This is a genomic window from Dactylosporangium sp. CA-052675, from assembly GCF_050947935.1.
GTDB lineage: Bacteria > Actinomycetota > Actinomycetes > Mycobacteriales > Micromonosporaceae > Dactylosporangium.
This window is the reverse complement of sequence record NZ_CP192010.1, coordinates 6,489,126-6,505,475: the sequence shown is the minus strand read 5'-3', so window position 1 is coordinate 6,505,475 and position 16,350 is coordinate 6,489,126. Positions and strand designations below refer to the sequence as shown.

Annotated in this window: 15 protein-coding genes and 1 pseudogene; 7 read left to right on the top strand and 9 right to left on the bottom strand. The window is 74.5% G+C overall.

Translation table 11 applies throughout. The features are described from left to right. Positions 1-4 precede the first annotated feature (4 nt). Both ACQP1P_RS28990 and ACQP1P_RS28985 read left to right on the top strand, forming a co-directional pair. Positions 5-1,600, top strand: a complete 1,596-nt coding sequence (locus tag ACQP1P_RS28990; RefSeq protein ID WP_433075313.1) for a regulator — start codon at positions 5-7, stop codon at positions 1,598-1,600. An 11-nt stretch (positions 1,601-1,611) separates the two neighbouring features. Beyond that, a complete protein-coding gene (locus ACQP1P_RS28985; protein WP_433075310.1) occupies positions 1,612-1,983 on the top strand; it encodes an AtzH-like domain-containing protein in 372 nt (123 codons plus the stop codon). Here the strand turns inward: ACQP1P_RS28985 and ACQP1P_RS28980 are convergent. Beyond that, positions 1,980-4,217, bottom strand: coding sequence for a putative bifunctional diguanylate cyclase/phosphodiesterase (locus ACQP1P_RS28980; protein WP_433075307.1), 2,238 nt, complete (start codon positions 4,215-4,217; stop codon positions 1,980-1,982). The genes ACQP1P_RS28985 and ACQP1P_RS28980 overlap by 4 nt on opposite strands. A 66-nt stretch (positions 4,218-4,283) precedes the next feature. Beyond that, complete coding sequence (locus ACQP1P_RS28975) at positions 4,284-4,502, bottom strand: hypothetical protein (protein ID WP_433075304.1); 219 nt, start codon at positions 4,500-4,502, stop codon at positions 4,284-4,286. Positions 4,503-4,561: 59 nt separating this feature from the next. Between ACQP1P_RS28975 and ACQP1P_RS28970 the strand changes: the two genes are divergently transcribed. Both ACQP1P_RS28970 and ACQP1P_RS28965 read left to right on the top strand, forming a co-directional pair. Then, positions 4,562-5,935 (top strand): D-alanyl-D-alanine carboxypeptidase family protein, encoded by a 1,374-nt coding sequence (locus tag ACQP1P_RS28970; RefSeq protein ID WP_433075302.1) that lies wholly within the window; start codon positions 4,562-4,564, stop codon positions 5,933-5,935. A gap of 203 nt (positions 5,936-6,138) precedes the next feature. After that, positions 6,139-6,837 carry an acetoacetate decarboxylase family protein gene (locus ACQP1P_RS28965; RefSeq protein ID WP_433075299.1) on the top strand — a complete coding sequence of 233 codons (699 nt, stop codon included), beginning with the start codon at positions 6,139-6,141 and terminating at the stop codon, positions 6,835-6,837. 111 nt (positions 6,838-6,948) lie between these two features. Here the strand turns inward: ACQP1P_RS28965 and ACQP1P_RS28960 are convergent, their stop codons facing one another. From ACQP1P_RS28960 to ACQP1P_RS28945, 4 genes are all read right to left on the bottom strand, one after another. After that, positions 6,949-8,382 (bottom strand): flavin-containing monooxygenase, encoded by a 1,434-nt coding sequence (locus ACQP1P_RS28960; RefSeq protein ID WP_433075296.1) that lies wholly within the window; start codon positions 8,380-8,382, stop codon positions 6,949-6,951. A 121-nt stretch (positions 8,383-8,503) separates the two neighbouring features. Further along, positions 8,504-9,109: a TetR/AcrR family transcriptional regulator gene (locus ACQP1P_RS28955; RefSeq protein ID WP_433075293.1), complete on the bottom strand. Its 606-nt coding sequence runs from the start codon at positions 9,107-9,109 to the stop codon at positions 8,504-8,506. Further along, positions 9,106-9,309, bottom strand: coding sequence for a hypothetical protein (locus tag ACQP1P_RS28950; RefSeq protein ID WP_433075290.1), 204 nt, complete (start codon positions 9,307-9,309; stop codon positions 9,106-9,108). The genes ACQP1P_RS28955 and ACQP1P_RS28950 overlap by 4 nt, the downstream gene beginning before the upstream one ends. Further along, positions 9,306-10,958 carry a GMC family oxidoreductase N-terminal domain-containing protein gene (locus tag ACQP1P_RS28945; RefSeq protein ID WP_433075287.1) on the bottom strand — a complete coding sequence of 551 codons (1,653 nt, stop codon included), beginning with the start codon at positions 10,956-10,958 and terminating at the stop codon, positions 9,306-9,308. The genes ACQP1P_RS28950 and ACQP1P_RS28945 overlap by 4 nt, the downstream gene beginning before the upstream one ends. A gap of 54 nt (positions 10,959-11,012) precedes the next feature. Between ACQP1P_RS28945 and ACQP1P_RS28940 the strand changes: the two genes are divergently transcribed. Beyond that, positions 11,013-11,747 carry an alpha/beta fold hydrolase gene (locus ACQP1P_RS28940; RefSeq protein WP_433075284.1) on the top strand — a complete coding sequence of 245 codons (735 nt, stop codon included), beginning with the start codon at positions 11,013-11,015 and terminating at the stop codon, positions 11,745-11,747. Between the two features lie 387 nt (positions 11,748-12,134). Here ACQP1P_RS28940 and ACQP1P_RS28935 read toward each other — a convergent pair whose 3' ends face one another. Continuing rightward, complete coding sequence (locus ACQP1P_RS28935) at positions 12,135-13,340, bottom strand: IS110 family transposase (protein WP_433075281.1); 1,206 nt, start codon at positions 13,338-13,340, stop codon at positions 12,135-12,137. A gap of 341 nt (positions 13,341-13,681) precedes the next feature. On the opposite strand from ACQP1P_RS28935, the pseudogene ACQP1P_RS28930 reads away from it, so the two are divergent. Both ACQP1P_RS28930 and ACQP1P_RS28925 read left to right on the top strand, forming a co-directional pair. Further along, a pseudogene (locus ACQP1P_RS28930) lies at positions 13,682-13,999 on the top strand (ArsR/SmtB family transcription factor); the annotation flags it as partial. Positions 14,000-14,018: 19 nt separating this feature from the next. Further along, on the top strand, positions 14,019-14,510 hold the full coding sequence (locus ACQP1P_RS28925) for an SRPBCC family protein (protein WP_433075278.1): 492 nt from the start codon (positions 14,019-14,021) through the stop codon (positions 14,508-14,510). 88 nt (positions 14,511-14,598) lie between these two features. On the opposite strand, the gene ACQP1P_RS28920 is transcribed toward ACQP1P_RS28925, so the two are convergent. Further along, complete coding sequence (locus ACQP1P_RS28920; RefSeq protein ID WP_433075275.1) at positions 14,599-15,300, bottom strand: lysostaphin resistance A-like protein; 702 nt, start codon at positions 15,298-15,300, stop codon at positions 14,599-14,601. Beyond that, entirely contained in the window at positions 15,297-16,325 is a 1,029-nt protein-coding gene (locus ACQP1P_RS28915) for an NAD(P)H-binding protein (RefSeq protein ID WP_433075272.1), read from the bottom strand. Before ACQP1P_RS28915 ends, ACQP1P_RS28920 begins: the two co-directional genes overlap by 4 nt. Between the last annotated feature and the right edge of the window lie 25 nt (positions 16,326-16,350).

Sequence of the window (16,350 nt, the reverse complement as noted above, 5' to 3'; positions counted from 1 at the left end):
CCACATGGCTACCGAGACCCCGACCGCCGCGCTGAAGATCCCGTGGTGGGTGCGCGGCGACACGAACGCCTTCTTCGGCTTCGGCGTGAACGTGCTCGTCAACGTGCTGACCCTGACCTCGCTGTGCCTGTTCGTGGTGAAGCTCAGCGAGCGCGACGTGTTCCACGCGATCCTGCCGGCCCTGGGCATCGCGCTCGTCGTCGGCAACGTCTACTACACCTTCCTCGCCCGCCGCCTGGCCCGGCGGGAGCAGCGCACCGACGTCACGGCCCTGCCCTACGGCCCCAGCGTCCCGCACATGTTCATCGTCATCTTCGTCATCATGCTGCCGGTGTACCTCAAAACGCAGGACGCGACCAAGGCGTGGAAGGCCGGCCTCGCGTGGGCGTTCATCATCGGCGTCATCGTGCTCATCGGCGCGTTCGTCGGGCCGTACATCCGCCGGTACGCACCGCGGGCGGCCCTGCTGGGCACGCTGGCCGGCATCTCCATCACGTTCATCGCGATGCTGCCCGCGGCCCGGATGTGGAACCTGGCGTGGGTCGCCCTGCCGGTGTTCGCGCTGCTGCTCATCGGCCTGCTCACCGACACGAGACTGCCCGGCAACTTCCCGATCGGCCTCGCCGCGCTGCTCGTCGGCACGGCCGTGGGCTGGATCGGCGGCGCCATGCACGGCAACGCGGTCAGCGCGGCCGCCCACGAGATCGGCTTCGCCCTGCCCGGCCTGCACCTGGACCTGCTGTTCTCCGGCCTGTCCGACGTGGCCCCGCTGCTGGCCACGGCCATCCCGCTCGGCGTCTACAACTTCACCGAGGGCATGTCCAACGTGGAGAGCGCGGCGGCGGCCGGCGACAACTACAACCTGCGCAGCGTGCTGCTGGCCGACGGGGCCGGGGCGATCGTCGGCGCCGCGCTCGGCTCGCCGTTCCCGCCGGCGGTCTACGTCGGACACCCGGGCTGGAAGAAGGCCGGCGGGCGCAACGGCTACTCGATGGCCACCGGCATCGTCATCGCGCTGCTGTGCTTCCTGAGCATGTTCGGGCTGCTCGGCGCCGTGTTCCCGATGCCGGCGATCGTGCCGATCCTGCTCTACATCGGCCTGCTCATCGGCGCCCAGGCCTTCCAGTTCACCCCGAAGGCGCACGCCGCGGCGGTGATCGCGGCCCTGGTGCCGAACATCGCGCAGTGGGCCACGAGCCAGATCGACAACTCCCTCGCGGCGGCCGGAACCACCGCGGCGAAGGTCGGCGCGGACGCCCTCGAGGGCAACGGCGTCATCTACGGCGGCCTGCTGACCCTCGGCCAGGGCGCCATCCTGGCCGGCCTGGTGCTCGGCTCGATCGTGGCCTTCATCATCGACAAGCGCTTCATCCACGCGGGGATCTTCGCCCTGGCCGGCGCCGTGCTGTCCTTCGTCGGGCTGATCCACGCCGCGCAGGTCGGCTGGAACGCCGCCGGGCCGGTGGCGCTCGGGTACCTGTTCATCGCCGTGGTCTGCGGCCTGTTCGCGCTGACCCGGCCGGCACCGCGCGAGCCGGAGCCGGGCGAGGCCGAGCCGGAGGGCGAGCACGGCGGCCTGGTCGCCGAACCCGCGGTCTGAGCGAGGTCGCCGTGGACATCGATCGCCCCGACGTCGTGGCCGAGGTCGCGGCCGCGTTCGGCGACTACGAGAAGGCGCTCGTGGCCGGCGACGCCGAGGCGCTCGCCGGCTGGTTCTGGGACTCGCCGGCGGTCACCCGCTTCGGCATCGCGGACCGCCAGACCGGTGCGGCCGCGCTGCACGCGTGGCGGTCCGCCCAGCCTGCGGTGCCGGCGGGGCGCAGGCTGTACGACACCCGGATCTGCTCCTTCGGCTCGGACCTGGCCACCGTCACGACGCTGTTCGGCTATCCGGACGGCTCCGGCGAGGGCCGGCAGTCCCAGACGTGGGTGCGGCTGCCGGAGGGCTGGCGCATCGTGCACGCCCACGTGTCAGTGGTCTAGCCCCGCGGGGCCCGGGCGTCGCCGAGGATCGAGGAGATCTCGTCGGCGGCGCCCGGCCGCGCGAAGAGGTACCCCTGGCCGAACTCGCACCCGAGGTCCTGCAGCGTCGACCACTGCTCGGTGGTCTCGATGCCCTCGGCGACCGTCTGCAGCTGCAGCGCCCGGCCCAGCTGCACGACCGCCTCGGCCAGCGTGGCGTCGCCGTCCTCGGTGTCGATGCCGTCGACGAACGAGCGGTCGATCTTGAGGATGTCGACCGGGAAGCGCTTGAGGTACGACAGCGACGAGTACCCGGTGCCGAAGTCGTCGATGGCCAGGCGCACGCCGAGCGCCTTGAGCCGCCCGAGGGTCTCGATGGTGGAGTCGGTGTCCTGCATGAGCAGCGACTCGGTGATCTCCAGGACGATCTGGTGCGGGTCGACGCCGGTCTCGGCCAGGATGCCGGCGACCTCCTCGACCAGCCCCTCGTGCTGGAACTGCCGCGCCGAGAGGTTCACGTTGACCCGGATCCCGGCCGCGACCGGGAACTGCTCGCACCAGGCGGCCAGCTGTTCGCAGGCCTGGCGCAGCACCCAGCGGCCCAGCGGCACGATGAGCCCGGTCGACTCGGCCAGGGGGATGAACGTGTTCGGGCCGACCAGGCCGCGCACCGGGTGCTGCCAGCGCACCAGGGCCTCGACGCCGATGAGGCGGCTGGTCGGCAGGTCGACGATCGGCTGGTAGTGCACCAGGAACTCGTGCTGGGCCAGGGCGCGCTCGAGCTCGGCGCGGTCCTCGGCCTCGCGCATGATGCCGGCGTACATGGCCGGGTCGAACAGGGCGTAGCGGTCGCGGCCGGCGCCCTTGGCGGCGTACATGGCCAGATCGGCGTTGCGCAGCAGCTCCCCGGGGTCGGGCCCGTCGTCGCCGTCGCCGGCCTTGGCGGTCGCCACGCCGATCGACGCCGAGCAGACGACCTCGCGGTTGCCCAGCCGCAGCGGCCGGCGGATCGCGGCCAGCAGCCGCTCCGCGAGGTCCATGGCCTCGATCTCGGTGATGTCCTCGACGAGGATCGCGAACTCGTCGCCGCCGAGGCGGGCCAGGGTGTCGGCGGCGCGCAGCTGCTGGTGCAGGCGCAGCGCGGTGGTCGCGATGAGCTGGTCGCCGGCGGTGTGCCCGAGGCTGTCGTTGACGAGCTTGAAGTCGTCGAGGTCGACCAGGAGCAGGGTGATCCGGCCGCCGCCGCGCCGGTTGCGGGCGATGGCGTGCTCGAGCCGGTCGCGGAACAGGGCCCGGTTCGGCATCCCGGTCAGCGAGTCGGCGAACGCCTGCCGGGTCAGCTCCTCCTCCAGCTCCTTGCGGCCGGTGATGTCGCGGATGCTGATGACCGCGGCGAAGAGCGGCGCCTCGGTGGTCCGGTTGGTGCCGATGACCTCGACCCAGATCCAGGCGCCGTCGGCCCGGCGCACGCGGGACTCGGCCCGGGCGGTGTAGCCGGGCCCGCCGCCGATGACCCGCTGCCACCACTCCTGGGACACGGGGAGGTAGTCGGGGTGGGTGATGTCGGAGAGCAGCGCGCTGGTCACGAACGCGGTGTCGTAGCCGAGCACGGTACGCACCGACGGGCTCGCGTAGGTCACCCCGCCGCCGTCGCCGCGGATCGCCAGCACCGCGTCGGACGAGGCCTCCAGCAGCGCCTCGATCTTGTTCTCGGCGCGGCGCCGGGCCCGGTCCAGCCGGCTGCGGTTGCTCGCGGTCTGGGCGCAGAACCAGGTGACGCCGAGCATGAGCGAGACGGTCAGCGCGGCCAGGGTGGGGCCGACGGGCCGGTCGCGGGTGATGACCAGGGCCAGGTACCCGGCGATGCTGAGCGTGCCGAGCCCGATCACGGAGCTCCTGTCGGCCAGCGCCGCGGTCGAGGCCAGCACGAGCATGATGCCGGCGGGGTAGATGGTCAGCGCGGCGGTGTCGTAGGCGGTGAACGCCAGCAGCAGCACCAGGTTGGCCAGCCACCACCCGGCGAGCGCCCGGGGGAGCCAGGGCGCCTGGACGTACCGCTGCCACGGCAGCATCGCCAGTCCCGCCTGTCCCAGCGCGGCGAGGAGCATGGCGGTGATGATCCACGGGCCGCCGTGCCATTCCAGCCGGACCCGCACGGCGCCGATCAGGATGACCCCGACGCCGACCCACGTGCCCAGCCTGACCTGGCGGGCCCGGTAGTCGATCTCGTGCTGCTCGAGCGCGCTGTCCGGCATGGCCACACCGATCGGTGCGCGAGCGGCGTTTCTGAGTGCGGTTCTGGTGCAGTACGGGGTGCGCGGCTACCGCAGCCGGTCGCGCACGAGCGGCCACGCGTCCAGCGGCGCCAGCCGCACCGGGGGCTCGTCCACGCCGTCCGCGCCGGTGACCACCGCGACGAGCGCGGCGCCGTCGCGGGTGAACCCGATGGCGGTCCGCTCGCCCCGGACGGTCGCGCTCGCGCCCGCCGGCAGGCCGCAGGTATTCGTCCACGGCGGCAGGGTAGCGGCGATCCGTCGCAACCGTCGTCGCGTTCACGACTGCACCGGCGGGCAACTGCCCGTCTCGATAGGCTCCGCTCATGGATCTGTGGCGTTTGGGTGCCGGCGCGCTGGCCGCCGTGCTGTCGGCTGGTCCGTTGCCGCTGCTGGAGCCGTCCGCCACCGCCACCGCCACCGCCACCGCCGCCGGCTCCGTGCTGTCGGCTGGTCCGTTGCGGCTGCTGGAGCCGTCCGCCGCCGCCGCCGACACCGCCGGCTCCGTGCTGTCGGCTGGTCCGCTGCGGCTGCTGGAGCCGTCCGGCTCCGCCGCCGCCGACACCGCCGCCGTGGTGCCGTGCCCCTACGCGTCCATCCCCACCATCCCGCCCACCCCGCCCTCACCCGAGCGGGACCCGGCCGCGCCCGTCGTCGGCGGCGCGCGGCTGGCGACCACGGGCCTGGCCGTGCCGCCCGGCGCCCCCGCCCCGCCGAGCACCTCGGCGATGTCGTGGGTGGTCGCCGACCTCGACACCGGCGAGGTGCTCGGCGCCTGCGCCCCGCACCTGCGCCGCCGTCCGGCCAGCGTGCAGAAGCTGCTGCTCGCCGCGACGGTACTGCCCAAGCTCGACCCGAACCAGGTCGTCGAGGCGACCCCGGCCGACCTCGACCTGCCCGCCGACAGCTCGCTGGTCGGCATCATCGCCGGGGGCCGGTACCCGGTCTCGACGCTGTGGTACGGCCTGCTGCTGCAGTCCGGCAACGACGCCGCGAACGCCCTCGCCCGGGTCGGGGGCGGCGACGGCGGCGTCCCGGCGACGATCGCGGCCATGAACGCCGAGGCGCACCGGCTCGGCGCCGACGACACGCACGCGGTCACGCCGTCGGGGCTGGACGCCCCCGAGCAGTTCACGAGCGCCTACGACCTGGCCCTCATCGCCCGGGAGAACCTGGACCGGGCGGCGTTCCTGCAGTACGACAGCGCCCTGACCTTCCAGTGGCCGGCCCAGCCGCCGAAGGACCCGAAGGGCTTCCAGATCCAGAACGAGAACAAGCTGCTGACCGAGTACCCGGGCGCCATCGGCGGCAAGACCGGCTTCACCGACGAGGCCCGGCACACGTACGTCGGCGCCGCCAAGCGCGGCGACCGGCGGCTCGTCGTCACGATCATGGGCGCCGAGATCGTGCCCGCCCGCGCCTGGAAGCAGGGCACGACGCTGCTGGACTGGGGCTTCACCCGGCCCGCCGGCGCCTCGGTCGGGCACCTGGTCACGCCCGAGGAGGCGGCCCGGCTGCACGCGCCGCCACCGCCGTCGGCCGTCGCCGAAGCCGCGGCCGCCCCCGGCACCGCGGGCGCGCGGCCCGCGGCCCCCGGCCGCTCGGGCTCGTTCAGCGTGGTGGCGCTGGCCGTGCTGGTGGTGCTGTTCGCGTCCGGCGCCGTCGTGATGCTCCGCCGCGCCCGCCGGATCCGCGTCTGACCCACCGGCCGGACCGCCGGGATGCGGGCCCGGTGAGGGCAGCGTAGGCATCGGCCGCGTCGGCGACGCTCGCCCCACGCCGGCGGCTTGCCGGGAGCGCCCGCGGCCGCGGCGTGCGGTTCTCGCCCGGGTCGGCTCGCCGCCGCGCGAACCCGGCCCGCGCGGCTGTTGGCAGGGTGCCAAGAAGCGTAGAGTGCGCAGACATGGGCTACCCGCCGGAGCCGTGGTCGCTGTGCGGCCGCATGACCGTGTCGGTCTGGGCGGTCCCGGTCGCCGCCGTGCCCCCGCTGCCCGTCGAGCTCCGCGGGGCCGTGCGGGTCGTGCGGGCCGGGCCGCGGGCGCTGGTCGGCGCGGCGTGGGTGGACTACCGGCCCGGCGGGGACATGAGCTATCGCGAGCTGCTGGCCGCCGTGCTCGTCCGGGCGGGGATCCGGCCCCGGGTGACGATCTCGCACATCTGGGTCGACAGCGCCGACTCGCGCGACGGCGGGCGGGAGCTCTGGGGGATTCCCAAGGATCTCGCCGCGCTGGAGATCACCGACACCCGGGCCTCAGCCGGGTCGATCGCTTCAGTCGAGTCGACCGCTTCAGCGGGGTCGACCGCCTCGGCCGGGTCGATCGCCTCGGCGGGGTCGATCGCCTCGGCGGGGTCGATCGCCTCGGCGGGGTTCGGCGCCGCGCGACCGCTGTTGCGGCTGCCGGTCCGGTTCCGGTGCACGCAGGTGTTGCGCGGGCGGCCCAAGACGACGCCCGTCCGGGCCACGGCCCGGTGCGGTCCGGCGAAGGCCGAGTGGCACTTCGAGCCGGACGGGCCGCTGGGGTTCCTCGCCGGGCGCAGGCCGCTGCTCTCGCTGGTCGCCGACGACTTCCGGATGTCGTTCGGGTCCGCGGCCCAGCGCTAGTGTCCGGGGCCGCGGCTCAGCGGCTCAGCGGCAGTATCGTTCGCGGCCGCGGCTCAGGGGCAGTGTCGTTCGCGGCCGCGGTTCAGGGGCAGTGTCGTTCGCGGTCGCGGCTCAGCGGTAGTCGGTGCGGGACAGGCGGGCGGTCCGGGCACGGTATTCCGAGGCCATCCCCGGCCAGTTGGTCACCACGCGGCCGGTGGCGGTGCGGTACCAGCTCGTGCACCCGGTCCACACGCTCCCGCCCAGGCGGCGCTGCATCTCCGCGTCGAAGGCGGCCGCGACGTCGGCGCGCACCTCCAGGGGGCCGGACTCGGCCACCGCCCGGACCGCCTGGACGATGTAGCGGGCCTGGGACTCGTGGAAGTACACGACGGAGGTGTTGCCGGTGTTCGTGTTCGGGCCGTACATGAGGAACAGGTTCGGGAAGCCCGGCACCGTGATCCCCAGGTGGGCGTAGGCGCCGTCGCGCCACTCCTCGTCCAGCCGCCGGCCGTCGCGCCCGGTCACGGCCAGCGGGGTCAGGAACTCGGTCGCCGCGAAGCCCGTCGCATAGACGAGCAGGTCGCAGTCGTACGCCGAGCCGTCCGCCGTGCGCACCCCCGCGCTCGTGACCTGGACGATGTCGTGCGTCACGAGGTCCACGTGCGCTCGGCGCAGCGTCCGGTACCAGTCGCCGGTGAACAGGACCCGCTTGCACCCCATCGCGTAGTCCGGCGTCACCCGCGGCCGCAGCCGGCGGGCCTGGAGCAGGCGCTGGGCGTCGGAGAGGGCGCGCACGAAGCGGCGGGCGATCGGCCGGCCTGTCATCGCGCGCCCGGTGACCACGGTCAGCAGCCAGGTGCCGGCCCGGGCCGCGCGCATGAGCGGCGGGACGCGGCGGTTCAGGGCCCGGCGGACGCGGCCGTACCGCCGGTTGGGCTTCGGCAGCGTCCAGGGCGCGGAGCGCTGGAACACCGTGACCGCCGCCGCCCGGTCCGCGATCGCGGGCACGAGCTGCACGGCGCTCGCCCCGGTGCCGATGACGCCGACGCGCCGGCCGGTGACGTCGATCGCCGGGTCCCAGGCCGCGGTGTGCACGGCGAGCCCGGCGAAGTCCTCCGCGCCGGGCAGCGCGGGCACGACCGGCCGCGTGAGCTGGCCCGTGGCCGGGATCAGGATGTCGTACTCCGCGGTGCTCCGCAGCCCCGTGGCCTGATCGGCGAGCGTGAGGCGCCACGCGGTGCCGGTCCAGGCCGCGGCCGCGACGGCGGTGCCGAGGCGCAGGTGCGGCCGCAGCCCGAAGTCGTCGGCGCACGTGCGCAGGTAGCGCAGGATCTCGTCGTGCGGCGGGAACCGCTGCGACCAGTCGGGGTTGAGCGCGAAGGAGTACGAGTAGAGCGGCGCGGGGATGTCGCACGCGCAGCCGGGGTAGGTGTTGTCGCGCCAGACGCCGCCGACCTCCGCCGCCCGCTCGTAGATCGTGACGTCGCCGAACCCGGCCCGGCGCAGCAGATGCGCGACCGCGATCCCCCCGAACCCGGCCCCGACCATGGCGATCCGTGTCATGGGCGCACCGCCGGGAGAGCCTCGCGGACGGTGGCGCTGCGTGTCGTGGCGGTCCGTGTCATGGGCGCGCCCGCGGGGGGGGTCCCGGGAACCGGGGTGCTGGGTGTCGTGGCGGTCGGTGTCATGGGCGCACCCGCGGGAACACCTCGCGGACGAGGGTGATGAGCGTGGTCGCGAGCATCGTGTGGACCTGCTCGCGGGTCAGGGCGCCGCGCTCGAGCCACTCGCGGGCGGTCGCCTTGGCCAGGCCGCAGTACGCGCGGATCATCGCCCGGCGCTCGTCGCGGTGCCCGTCGTCGGCGGCCAGGCCGATCGCGACCAGGATGCTGTCCGCGGCGACCTCGTCGGCCTCGGCCAGGACCCGGCGCACGTCGGGGTCGCCGGCGTCGACCGCGGCCAGCCAGGAGGCGCTGTGCCGCGCGACGACGTCCAGGAACCAGGTGACGCTGGCGTCGACCCGGGTCGCCAGGCCGCCCGCGGGCAGCTGCTCCACGGCGACCGGCGGGATGGTCACGAGCACCCGCACGGCCTCGACGTAGAGGTCCCGCTTGGTGCCGAAGTAGTGGTTGATCAGCCCGCGGGCCACGCCGGCCGCCTCGGCGATGCCGGTCGTCGACACCTCGGCGTAGGGGCGCTCGCCGAAGAGCCGCACCGCGCACGACAGGATCTGGGCGCGCCGCTGGTCGGGCTCGAGGCGGCGCCCGCGCTCGGCGACGGTCCCGGTCACGCGGCCGGCCCCAGCGCCGGCCCCAGGGCCGCGACGGCGTCGACGGTCCCGACCACGTGGGCCGGCCCCAGGGCCGCGACGGCGTCGACGGTCCCGGTCATGTGGGCCGGCTCCAGCGCCGCGACGGCGTCGAGGGCCCCGGTCACGTGGGCCGGCCTCAGCGGCGTGTCGCGTCCGCGCTCGGTGGTGGTCCCGGTCACGCGGCCGGCCCCAGCGCCGGGTTGCGCGCCTCCACGGCGGCGACGCGGACATAGGGCGTGCCCAGCGGCGGGCGCGGGTCCGGGTCGCCGTGGTTGGGCCACAGGGACAGGGCCCGCTCGGCCAGCGCGGTGATCGTCAGCGACGGGTTCACGCCGAGGTTCGCGGTCACCGCGGCGCCGTCGACCACGTGGAGCCCGGGGTGGCCGAAGACGCGATGGTACGGGTCGATGACGCCGTGCTGCGGATCCGCCCCGATCGCGGCGCCGCCGATGAAGTGCCCCGTCACCGGGCGGCCGACGAGCTCGGTCACGGAGCCGAGCGGCACGCCGTCGATCTTCTCGGCCACGCGCCGGGCGACGTCGTGGGCGACGGGGAGGTACACCGGATTCGGCTCCCCGGCCCCGCGCCGGCTCGTCAGGCGCCGCCCGCCGAGGGGGCCGCGGCGGGGGCCGACGGTGATCGAGTTGTCCTTGGGCTGCATGGCCAGCAGCACGATCGTCTGCTGCGACCAGCGGCGCGGCCAGAACAGCCGCGGCCAGTCCCGCCGGCTCGCGAGCGTGCGGCCGAGCCCGGCCAGCCAGCGCGGGGTCCGGCCGGTGTCGCCGACGAGGACGGCGGCCATGAGCCCGAGCAGGTTGCTGCCGGGGCCGTAGCGCACCGGCTCGATGTGCGTGTCGGCGTCCGGGTGGATCGAGGACGTGATCGCCACCCCGTCGGTGAAGTCGGCGTCGCGGCGGCGGGAGCGCGGGCCCAGGATCGACTCGGAGTTGGTCCGGCTCAGCTCGCCGAGGCGGGGCGAGAGGTTCGGCAGGTCGCCCCGGCGCCGGGCGTGGTGCAGCAGCCGCTGGGTGCCGAGCGCGCCCGCGGCCAGAATCACCTCGCGCGCGGTGAACGTGCGGGGGCGCCGGCGCAGCTTGCCGCCGGTGCGCACGGTCCGCACGGTGTAGCCGCCGCCGGGGCGGGGCGTCACCCGGGTCACCGTGGTGCGCTCGTGGACCTCGGCGCCGGCGCGCTCGGCGAGGTACAGGTAGTTCTTCACCGTCGTGTTCTTCGCCCCGACGCGGCAGCCGGTCATGCAGGAGCCGCAGAACGTGCAGGTGGTGCGGGCGGGGCCGGCTCCGCCGAAGTACGGGTCGGGCACCGTCTGGCCCGGGCGCTCGCCGAAGAGCACGCCGACGGGGGTCCGGCGGTAGGTGTGCGCGACGCCGAGGTCCTCGGCCACGGAACGCAGCACCTCGTCCGCGGCGGTGGTGCGCGGGTTCTCGGCCACCCCGAGCATGCGCGAGGCCGTGTCGTAGTGCCCGCCGAGCTCGGCCTTCCAGTCCGTGATCCCGGCCCACTGCGGGTCGGCGAAGAAGACGTCCGGCGGCCGGTACAGCGTGTTGGCGTAGCCCAGCGACCCCCCGCCGACGCCGGCCCCGGACAGCACGAGCACGTCCGGCAGCAGCGTCATGCGCAGGATGCCGTAGCAGCCGGCGGCGGGGGCGAACAGGTAGTCGCGCAGCCGCCAGCTCGTCTTCGCGAAGTCCGCGTCGGCGAAGCGGCGGCCGGTCTCCAGCACGCCGACGCGGTAGCCCTTCTCGGTCAGCCGCAGCGCGCTCACGCTGCCGCCGAACCCGGATCCCACGACGATGACGTCGTACTCCATGCGAGCCACCTTGAGCCCTTGTTGTCGGGCTGTCAACAACTACGATACGCAGGTATGGCGCCGCTGGTCCTCCTGCACGGCCTGGGCAGCCGCCGCCAGGTGTGGGACCCGCTGCGGCCCGCGCTGCCGGCGCGCCTGGCCGACGTGCGCGCGCTCGACCTGCCCGGCTTCGGCGCGTCCCCGCCCACCGGGGCCGCCTCGGTGCCCGCGCTCGCCGACTGGGTCCTCGCGGCCGTGCCGCCGCCCTTCCACGTCGCCGGCAGCTCGATGGGCGGGGGCGTGGCGCTCGAGCTCGGCCGGCGCGGGGCGGCGCTGTCGGTGACGGCCTTCGCGCCGATCGGCTTCTGGGGTCCCGTGTCGCGGCGCTGGTGCCAGGCCTCGGTCACCGCGGCGCGGGCCTGCGCCCGCTCGTGCGGGCCGGCGCTGCCGCGGCTGGCCTCGACGGCGGCGGGGCGGGCCGCGCTGTTCGGGCTGTTCTTCGGGCACCCGGCGCGGGTCGATCCGGCGGCCGGCGTGGCCGACGCGCGGGCCCTGGCGGCGGCGCCCGGCTTCGCGGCGGCCCGGGACGCCTTCGCGGGGCACCGGTTCGGCGCCGCCGGGGCGCTCGCGGACATCCCGGTGACGATCGTGTGGGGGTCGCGGGACCTGATCCTGCCCGCGTTCCAGGCGCGCCGGGCCCGGCGGCTGCTGCCCGGCGCCCGGCACGTGCGGCTGCGGGGCTGTGGCCACCTGCCGTTCAGCGACGACCCGCGCGCGTGTGCCGGGCTGATCGCCGCCACGGTGTCGTGAACCGGCGCCGGCCGGCGGCTGCTGCCGGGGCTGCGGGCTGTCCTGCGCCCGCTCGACCCGATCGGTGCCCGTGACGCGGGGCTGCGGGCACCTGCCGTTCAGCGACGACCCGCGCGCGTGTGCCGGGCTGATCGCCGCCACGGTGTCGTGAACCGGCGCCGGTCGGCGGCTGCTGCCGGGGCTGCGGGCTGTCCTGCGCCGGCTCGACGCGATCGGTGCCCGTGACGCGGGGCTGCGGGCACCTGCCGTTCAGCGACGACCCGCGCGCGTGTGCCGGGCTGATCGCCGCCACGGTGTCGTGAACCCGCGCCGGCCGTCAGCCACGGCGTAGCTCTTCGCCCTTGCCACCGCGGACGCCGGGATTCCTGGCGGGAGTGCCCTGTGGGGTCAAGGGGTTTGGGTGAGGAGTTTCTGTAGGGCGTTGTGTTGGTCGGGGTTGTATGGGGTGCCGGTGGTCCAGAGTTTCCAGATGATGGTGAGCCAGGCGCGGGCGAGGATTCTGACGGCGTGTGGGTGGCGGTGGCCGCGGGCTCTGGCCTGGGCGTAAAGATCGGCAGCCCAGGGGTTGGCGTGGCGGGAGTCGGCGGCGAAGTCGCAGACCGCGCCGCGGAGTTGTTTGTTCACCGACCAGCGGAACGCCACCATCCTGACCTGTCCGGACTGCCGGGTGGAGGGGGTCACCCCGGCCAGGCCGGCCAGGGCCGCGGGGGTGGGGTGCCGGCCGCGGGCGTCGCCGATCTCGGCCAGGAGCCGGGCGGCGCGGACCGTCCCGGCCCGGGGCAGGGACGTGAAGATCGCCCCGTCCGGGTGCTCGGCGAGGGCCTGCGCGATCTGGGTTTCGAGGGCGTTGATCTGTTCGATGAGGCCGGTCGCCGCGGTCAGGTAGGCGGTGGTGACCCCCGCGAGGGCGGTCCCGGCCGGGCCGGTCACTCCCGTGGGTGCGTCCTGCAGCCGGGCTAGGAGCACCTCGGGCGGCCGTTTCCGGTAACGCTGCCCGGCCAGCCACCCGGTGAGCTCCTCGACCGTGAGCGCATCGACGGCGTCCTGGGTCGGGAACGCGGTCAGGAACGCCCGGCTGATCGGCGACGTCAGCTCGCAGAACAACCCCACCACCCCCGGCAGCACCGTCAGCAGATGCGCCCGCAGCTGGTTCACCAGGGCGACCCGGTGCTGCACCAGGTCAGCCCGGGCCCGGACCAGGGTCCGCAGACTCGTCGTCGCCGCCGTGTCCGGCCGCAGCGGGGTCAGCCGGCGCCGGTCGGTGCGGACCACATCGGCGAGCATGTAGGCGTCGAACCGGTCGTCCTTGTTCCCCGCCGACCCGTACCGGCCCCGCAACGACTTCACCCGCGACGGCGGCATCACGAACACCTCGAGACCGGCCGCGAGGAGCCCCACGACGAGGGGACCGTCCGAACGTTCGATCCCGACCCCGGCCACGCCGTGGCGACGCAGCACCCCGACGGCCTTGCCGATCCCGGCCTTCGTATGCGCCACGACCAGACGCTCGAGAGGCTCCCCAGCCGCATCGATGACGCAGATCGCGTGCGAGTCTTGCGCCCAGTCGATCCCGGCGAACCGTGCATCCGTCACACTCAAAGCTGCGCCTGCCGCTGCTCAATCCAGTGGGAGGCGCACCTGGTGGTTCGGGACATCACTGCCGGACGCTCATTGACGGGCGCTCTACGGCGCAGTAGCCCTGTTGCCAGTCGGGATGTCCCGGACCGCCAGACCCCGCAAACACTCCCGCAAGCCCTCAACCGGGGCAGCAACGGATGGCAGTGATCCAACGGCCAGGTGCCGCCCAGCCCCCACAGGACCGGGCAGCACCAGTTCTACCAATGAGCGACGGTCCGCAGGTGACGCGGCCCGAGCCAGGAAGCTTTTCCGCCGTTGTTCCTTGACGCATTCCGTTATCGGCATATGATTGGCGCATGGCACGAGCGGCTACCACCACGGACGCGTTCAACGCCGTCGCGGAGCTTCGGCGGCGGCAGATCCTCGACCTGCTCGCCCAGGGCGAGCGGCCGGTCGGCGACTTCGTGGACATGCTCGGCCTCACGCAGCCGCAGGTGTCCAAGCACCTGCGCGTGCTGCGCGAGGTCGATCTGGTGCGGGTGCGCGAGGTGGGCCGGCAGCGCGTCTACCGGCTCAACCCCGGGCCGCTCAAGCCGCTCTACGAGTGGCTCGCGACCTACGAGCGGCGCTGGAACGAACGATTCGACCGCATGGACGACGTCCTGGACGACCTCATGGCGAAGGAGACCGACAATGACGACCACCACCAGGGGCACGGCGAAGGTCACGCTCCCGACCGACCGGCAGATCCTCATCACCCGTGAGTTCAACGCGCCCAAGGCGCTCGTGTGGCGGGTCTACACCGAGCCCGATCTCGTGAAGCGCTGGTGGGGCGCGGGGATGGGCGAGATGCACTCGGCCGAGATCGACCTGCGCGTCGGCGGCGCGTGGCGGTTCGTGCAGGTCGGCCCCGGGGGTCACGAGGTGGCGTTCCGCGGGGTGTACCGCGAGGTCGAGGCCCCGGACCGGCTGGTGAACACCGAGGTCTTCGAGGGCCTGCCCGACCCCGACGCGCACACCGGGCTCATCACGGTCACGCTCACCGAGACCGGCGGGCGGACGCTGATGGAGATGCGCTGCGAATACGGCGACCAGGAGACCCGCGACGCGATCATCGCCTCGGGCATGGAGGCGGGGCTGCAGCACTCCCTCGATGCCCTGGAGTCGGTCGCGGTGTCGCTCTAGGCCCAAAGCGGCTTTCGCTCTAGGCCCAAAGCGGCTTTCGCTCTTGGCCCAAAGCGGCTTCCGCTCTAGGCCCCGAGCGGCTTTCGCTCTAGGTCCGCAGCAGCGGCGGCAGGGCGAACAGCATGACCATCGACCACGTCACGTGGGTGAGGATCGGGGCCAGGATCCCGCCCGACGCGCGGCGCTGCAGGCCCAGCACGGTGCCGAGCACCGCGGCGGCGAAGACCAGCATCGGGTTGGCCGTCGCGATCGTGGCGAGGGCGTAGACGACGGTCGAGATCAGCACCGGGTGGCGGCGGCCGATCGCGGCGAACAGGGCGCCGCGGAAGAAGACCTCCTCGGCCAGGCCGTTGAGCAGGGTGACCACGGTGATGGGCACGACCGCGCCGTAGCGGGCGTGGTCGAGCACCTCGCCGGTGAAGTCGCGCAGCGGCGGGATGTGCGCGACGACCAGCGCGCCGGCCACGAACACGCCCCCGACGAGCAGGCCCGTCGCGATCGGGGTCAGCACGGGGCGGCGCAGCCGGTCGCGGTAGAGGATGCGGCCCAGGTGCAGGCGGCCCGACAGCAGGCTGCCCGCCACCCACGTCGCGGCGACCGCGAGCGTCATGGCGTAGAAGAGCGGGTCGCCGGGGCGGATCGTCAGCGACCAGCCGAGCAGTGCCGCGCCCGCGACGAGGGTCACGGCGACCACGATCCGGCGGCGGCGGAAGGCCGCGTCCGGCTCGTCGTGGGTGCGCGGCACGGGGTCGACGAACGCGGCCCGGGCCAGCGCCCGCAGCGCCCTCACGAGCCGCTCACGCCCAGCTCCGCGCGGACCGCGCGGAGCCGCTCGCGGGCGGCGTCGGCGGCGTCGGTGGCCGTGCGCGCGGTCGCGGCGGCCTCGGTCGCCGCGTCCGCGGTCCGCCGCGCCTCCCGGTCGGCGAGCTCCGCCTCGCGCTCGGCCAGGGCCAGCCGCACCGCGTCGTCGTAGCCCAGCGCCGGGCCCGGGAACAGCTCGGCGATCGGGTGCTCGCGCACCACCGTCTCGGCGCTGAGGGAGTCCACGAGGGTGCGCGCGGTCGGGATGTCCACGTCGGTGACGAGCGACAGCCACATCGACGACAGTCGCGGGGTGAGCAGCGGGACGGTGACGTTGGGCAGGTACTTGCCGCGGACCGCCGCCACCCGCTGCAGCATGTCGGCGAAGCTGAGCACGTCCGGGCCGCCCACCTCGAAGACGCGGCCGCGCGCCGCCTCGCTGTCCGCGACGCCGGCGAGGTAGCGCAGGATGTCCGGCAGCGCGACGGGCTGGGTGCGGGTGGTGACCCACTGCGGCGTGATCAGCGCCGGCAGGTGCTCGACGAGCTGGCGCGTGATCTCCCACGAGATGCCGCCGTGCCCGACGATGACCGCCGCCCGCAGCGTCGTCACCGGCACCGGCCCGGCGGCCAGGATCTGCTCGACCTCGCGCCGCGAGCGCAGGTGCTCGGAGAGCGCGTCGCCGTCGGCGCCGAGGCCGCCGAGGTACACGATGCGCTCCAGGCCCGCCTCGGCGGCCGCGGCGGCGAAGTGGCGCGCGGCGGCGGCGTCGCGCTCGACGAAGTCGTCGAGGCCGAGGGAGTGCACCAGGTAGTAGGCGACGTCCACGCCCTCGAGCGCGCCGCGCAGGCTCGCCGGGTCCGTGACGTCGCCGGCGACGGGCTCGCCCTCGCCGGCGTACTGCCCGGGCCGGCGCGTCATCGCGCGCACCCGGTGCCCCTCGGCGAGCAGCCGCGGGACGAGTCGCGACCCGACGAACCCGGAGGCGCCGGTCACCAGGACGGTCAAGGTCATGTCTTCTCTGATACCACGGCGGTGC